This is a genomic window from Fulvivirga kasyanovii (assembly GCF_009711405.1).
GTDB lineage: Bacteria > Bacteroidota > Bacteroidia > Cytophagales > Cyclobacteriaceae > Fulvivirga > Fulvivirga kasyanovii.
In genome coordinates this window covers 1-4,633 of sequence record NZ_SMLW01000296.1, presented here as the reverse complement: position 1 = coordinate 4,633, position 4,633 = coordinate 1, and the positions used below count along the sequence as shown (strand labels likewise).

7 protein-coding genes are annotated in these 4,633 nt (G+C 38.1%); 6 read left to right on the top strand and 1 reads right to left on the bottom strand.

The annotated features are described in order from the left end of the window. Positions 1-617 precede the first annotated feature (617 nt). Both E1163_RS02250 and E1163_RS02245 read left to right on the top strand, forming a co-directional pair. Entirely contained in the window at positions 618-770 is a 153-nt protein-coding gene (locus E1163_RS02250; RefSeq protein WP_155169031.1) for a hypothetical protein, read from the top strand. 64 nt (positions 771-834) lie between these two features. Further along, the gene (locus tag E1163_RS02245; protein WP_185155929.1) at positions 835-2,370 is read left to right on the top strand and encodes a tetratricopeptide repeat protein; all 1,536 of its coding nucleotides are present in this window, start codon (positions 835-837) and stop codon (positions 2,368-2,370) included. 57 nt (positions 2,371-2,427) lie between these two features. On the opposite strand, the gene E1163_RS02240 is transcribed toward E1163_RS02245, so the two are convergent. Then, positions 2,428-2,922: a helix-turn-helix domain-containing protein gene (locus E1163_RS02240; protein WP_155169027.1), complete on the bottom strand. Its 495-nt coding sequence runs from the start codon at positions 2,920-2,922 to the stop codon at positions 2,428-2,430. 80 nt (positions 2,923-3,002) lie between these two features. Between E1163_RS02240 and E1163_RS02235 the strand changes: the two genes are divergently transcribed. From E1163_RS02235 to E1163_RS02220, 4 genes are all read left to right on the top strand, one after another. Then, the gene (locus tag E1163_RS02235; RefSeq protein WP_155169025.1) at positions 3,003-3,296 is read left to right on the top strand and encodes a hypothetical protein; all 294 of its coding nucleotides are present in this window, start codon (positions 3,003-3,005) and stop codon (positions 3,294-3,296) included. A 50-nt stretch (positions 3,297-3,346) separates the two neighbouring features. Continuing rightward, entirely contained in the window at positions 3,347-3,604 is a 258-nt protein-coding gene (locus E1163_RS02230; protein ID WP_155169023.1) for a hypothetical protein, read from the top strand. Positions 3,605-3,737: 133 nt separating this feature from the next. After that, a complete protein-coding gene (locus E1163_RS02225) occupies positions 3,738-4,058 on the top strand; it encodes a hypothetical protein (RefSeq protein ID WP_155169021.1) in 321 nt (106 codons plus the stop codon). 116 nt (positions 4,059-4,174) lie between these two features. Further along, positions 4,175-4,633 (top strand): hypothetical protein (locus E1163_RS02220; RefSeq protein WP_155169019.1); only part of this gene is annotated, 459 nt, incomplete at its 3' end.

Here is a 4,633-nt window from a genome sequence, read left to right as displayed (position 1 = left end):
GTAGCCCCTGTTTATCAAATCGTTAACATATAACTCTATCATTAGTAAAAATGTTGTGCGATAAGTACAATTCTTCACTAAAAAGAAAACAATATACAGTATTCGGGTAAGAATTGGCCTGTAGATGCAAAAATGTAAGGGTTGGGATAAAACTTACAAGTGAATATTAACACATAAGGTACGGGAGGTACATAATCCGCACGAGACAATTTTCCCCGTGAGATATATGCAGCACACCAAATGATAAGATTCCCATAACTTTTCATTACGTTTTATTACACCTTGTTACAGACAATACCTGCTAAATACGACCAAAAAAGTCACATTTGGGACAATTTGTGGCCTCTTATGGTGCCTGTATGATTATTTAACAAGCGATAAGCCTAGTAATTTATTAACAATCAGTGGTTTATAGCTAATGGCATAGATCGGTCTTAAAATAGCTTATCGAGCGGTTTGCAAAATAAGGCTGAATAATTAATTTGGATATACGACCATGTTAAACGAAGGATAATATAGCTATGATAAAACCAATACGAACTTGTTTAAATTATGTCTGGCGACAAGCCGGATTTTAATAGTTTGCTTTGATTGCACAAACCAAAACCCAAATATCCATGAAAGTATTTAGAACATTTTTATTAGCTGCCGTTACCTTCTGCTCACTCGCCATGTACTCATGCAGTGACCCTTATGATGAAATAACCCTGCAAGGGGAAGAACCTGTTACTGATCCACACAGCAATGGGGAAGGATCACACCGGGATTAAATAAATTTAACCATAAATATGATTTAATAAGACCAACATCATTATGACTTTCAACCCAATCAATTTGAACCTAAATAAAACCGTGGCCTACCTAGCCCTGGTGCTGATATTTTCGGCATGCACCGATAACCATGAGATTAAGCCCGATCCGTTACCGAATGATATACCATCGCTTGAAAAACACTTAAAAGACGGTCTTACCGGAGACACCCGCCTACAGGCTTATTACATGCTCTATGGCAGGTATCTCTATAAAGACAATGACAAAGCAGAATGGTATATAGATGAATTGTTGAAATTGGCAAAAGAGGAAAACAGCCAACCCTATATAGCCAGGGCTAAACATGGTAAGGGATATGTAAAACAGATAAAGGGCGATTATCTTGGTGCTTTGCCTTGGTTGTTGCAGGCCGTGGACTTATTTGATGAACTTGATGATGTGGCAAGAATGGCTGATGATATTAACAATATAGGTCTTATCTTTTTAAAAGTCGAAGGATATAAAGATGCAATCCCCTACTTTGAAAAGGCTGCAATAGCATATAAAAGAACCGAGGATTTAAAATATCAGTCTGTAGCAGTTACAAATCTTGCTATTTGCAATTCAAAAACTCAGCAGTACACTGAGGCCAAGGAAAATATTAGGCTTGCTGTAGCACTACAATTACAATTTGATTCAAATGATGTTAACAGGCTAGCCCATGTTTACAACGAAGCTGGTAACATTTTTTATAATGCAAGCCAATATAATCAGGCTATAGAACATTATAATAAAGCTCTGGCTTTTAATCCCAACTATGAACAGATGCAGGTAATATTATATGATAACCTTGCCAACACTTACCTTACAAAAGGCAATTATGATAAAGCGACTAAGTTTTTGTCAAAGGGAAGAGGTATAAGCATAGATAATAAGACAGCAGTTGAACGATATAATATCGAAGGAACACTTTACCAACAGCAAGACAAACACTTAAAAGCTATAGAGATTTTTGAGCAAGCTATAAACATGGCGGATAAAGAAATTATCAACGAACCGTTAAATAACACACTTGAACTGCTTTCAAAATCATACCGGATAATGACAGATAATGGGGCAAAGGTGGCTTACGAAGATATTTACCGGATAGCTGACCTTAAAGAGCAGCAACAGGAGCTAAAAGATAGTTTTTATAACGGCATGAATGCTAAAGCTTTACAAGCCGCATTAAGCAAAGAAGTAGAAGCCCATAATAACCGAAAGCTACAGGCCAGTATGGAGGCGCAGCAGTGGGTAATGTTTAGGTATGCTATAGCTATACTGGTGGGTTTGCTGATGCTACTTTGGGTAATGACAAAGCAAAAACGCAGGTGGGCACTTTCCAGCCATGAATGGGAGGCCAAAAGTAATGAGTGGGAGGCTTCTACGCATGAGTTGGAAGACACCTATCAGGAAATTGCCAGTGAAAACCAAGAGTTAAGATCAATGCATGAGAAAATTAAGGAACGGCACGAATTGTTCTTAGAGGTAAGCAAGCGAATACTAGAAGAGCCTGTGCCTGAAGAGTATCTAAAGCGTATAGAGGAAAAGGAACGTATTGATAAGAGAGAATTAGATTAAATGGTTGATAGTCCCTTATAGATTGGAAAAGGCTGCATGGGTAGATGCAGCCTTTTTTTATTTGTCTTGGCCAAATTCGAATTGCGGGTCTTTGAATAGCATGGATGCATGGTTTCTATAATTTTCTATCAAACGAGAAAGCCGTGCATTTTCATGCTCATAGTCTTCATTGGCTTTTTTATAGGTAGCATTTTCCATTTTTAGCCGCCTTATTTCCTGATTGGCCTCTTTTAGTTTTGCAATAGCCTCCTGAAAGAGCTTGTTATTTTTCACCTCTGCTTCTTTTTCAAATCCACTGATAGCTTCATCCAGTTTATTATCATTTATCTCTGTCTTATAAAATAACTCATCGGCGGTTATACCAAATATTTTTGCCAGGACAGGCACGAGTTCAGAAGGAACTTTACGTTTGCCGCTCTCGTATTGCGACATTACATCCCTGCCAGGTTCTTTGCCCGTTTCTGCCCCTATTCTCCTGGCCAGTTCTGCCTGTGAACAGTTTATTAGGTTTCTATAGAAAAAAATCCGCTCCTCTATTGTTGTTTTTATCACTGCAATTTGTATATTTAAATGTTTCGAAAAACCAAATATTAAATAACGCCTTTTATTAAAAGTTTTTAAATATAATAATTATGAAGGACACACTAGAACTACCCGACAAAATTAAAACAGTATCCAGTATTAAGGCTGATTCTGAAAAATCCTTAAGGAAATTAAGGTATTACCTGGAGCTAAACAAAGAACTCCAGCCTATGATTATTAATCAAGGTTTGTTAGATGAGGAGTGGCGAGAAAAATACATCCAATTTTCCAAGTATGCCGATAAGGTTCTAGCAAATTCAGAGTACGTTATCAAAGCTTATGCCGATTTAGAGCTTTATTTACTGAAATATCCCGATCTGGCCTCTAAGCAATCCGAAAACTGAGTAACGTGAAAAGATCAATACACACCACCTTCAATTTAAACCATAAGTAAATGAAAGACATACTTGAATTACCAGAAAAAATTGATCTGAAAGTTTCAACTGATAATAGTGACAAGGAGATGGAGAGTTCTCTACGTACAGTCAGACAGTGGATGAAGGTAAATAAGGAACTTCACCCTGTCATCCAACAGTCTATTGATAGTGACCATAGAGAAAAATACACACAGTTCCATCACGATATAGAGCGCATACTTATCGGGTTAGAAGACTTCATTAAAGAAATCGCTCCTATTAAAGCAACCCGATAAAAAATACCAATAAGTTGGTTTACGGTTAATCAGGCCAGGGATGGCCGGGTTTAGGTTGCTATCCGAGGGCACGGTCAGACTGTGCCCCGGATAGTTCATTTAAGCGTCATTTTTAAGAATTAAACACCCATTAATGAAACAACAAAATCCACCCCCTTTTTGGCTAAAAGAGCAACGGCAACACGACAAGCTCATAGAAAGTATAGATGTACTAAAAACACAAACTTCGGAACTACTAAATAAGTATAAATCTCTCCATGAAGAATTTGCATCATGGTTATATAGCAATGCCGTAAATGAAAGCATGAATAAAATGGGTTATTTAAAGCAGTACGAGGCCGATTTTAGCAAAACTTATTATGCTATGCTCTCCCACTGCAAAGGCATGGCGAAGTTTTTGGAGGATGCACCAGTGAACAGGCTTAAAAACACAGACACTATACCTGACAATTGAGCATCATATTACCTACTGACTATCAGATGATTACAATCCGACAACAAAACTTTATAAAAAAATAATTCAAAAAACAGTCTGATTATTCATTAACAGCTACTTTTTTTGTAATACCTATGAACCTGTTAAAACCTATCTATGTGGGCACTTTATTGTTGTGCCACACGGCTGCACTTAGTCAGGTGCCCCATGTGCGTGTACCACAACCTAGTAGTTTGCAGCCCGAAATCATTGGCTTTGACACACCCTCTAGCACCACTCAACCATTAACCCCGACTATTACTGACCCTTTCCAGGCCAGGCAAAACGCCTATAACAAGGCTATCATGCAGGAAGTGGATGAATATATAGCCCTACAGCAACGCCAGAGAAAAATCGTTGAAGAAGCCAATAAAAAACTTAATAGCACAAAGGCTACAGGTGATGCTATAAAAATTGATTATGAGCTACGGGGCAGGGACATACCCAGCAGGGAGATGTTTTACTATGCCTACCGTGAAATGGAGGCCATGCTATCTGGTCAGCAGCCCCTAAGCCTGAAAAGGGCCGTGTTCTTGTATGAAAAAGCTTATAAC

Excerpts from the sequence above, each read along its gene's own strand:
- E1163_RS02250 (WP_155169031.1), top strand. The coding sequence starts at position 618 with ATGAAAGTATTTAGAACATTTTTATTAGCTGCCGTTACCTTCTGCTCA.
- E1163_RS02235 (WP_155169025.1), top strand. The coding sequence starts at position 3,003 with ATGAAGGACACACTAGAACTACCCGACAAAATTAAAACAGTATCCAGT.
- E1163_RS02230 (WP_155169023.1), top strand. The coding sequence starts at position 3,347 with ATGAAAGACATACTTGAATTACCAGAAAAAATTGATCTGAAAGTTTCA.
- E1163_RS02225 (WP_155169021.1), top strand. The coding sequence starts at position 3,738 with ATGAAACAACAAAATCCACCCCCTTTTTGGCTAAAAGAGCAACGGCAA.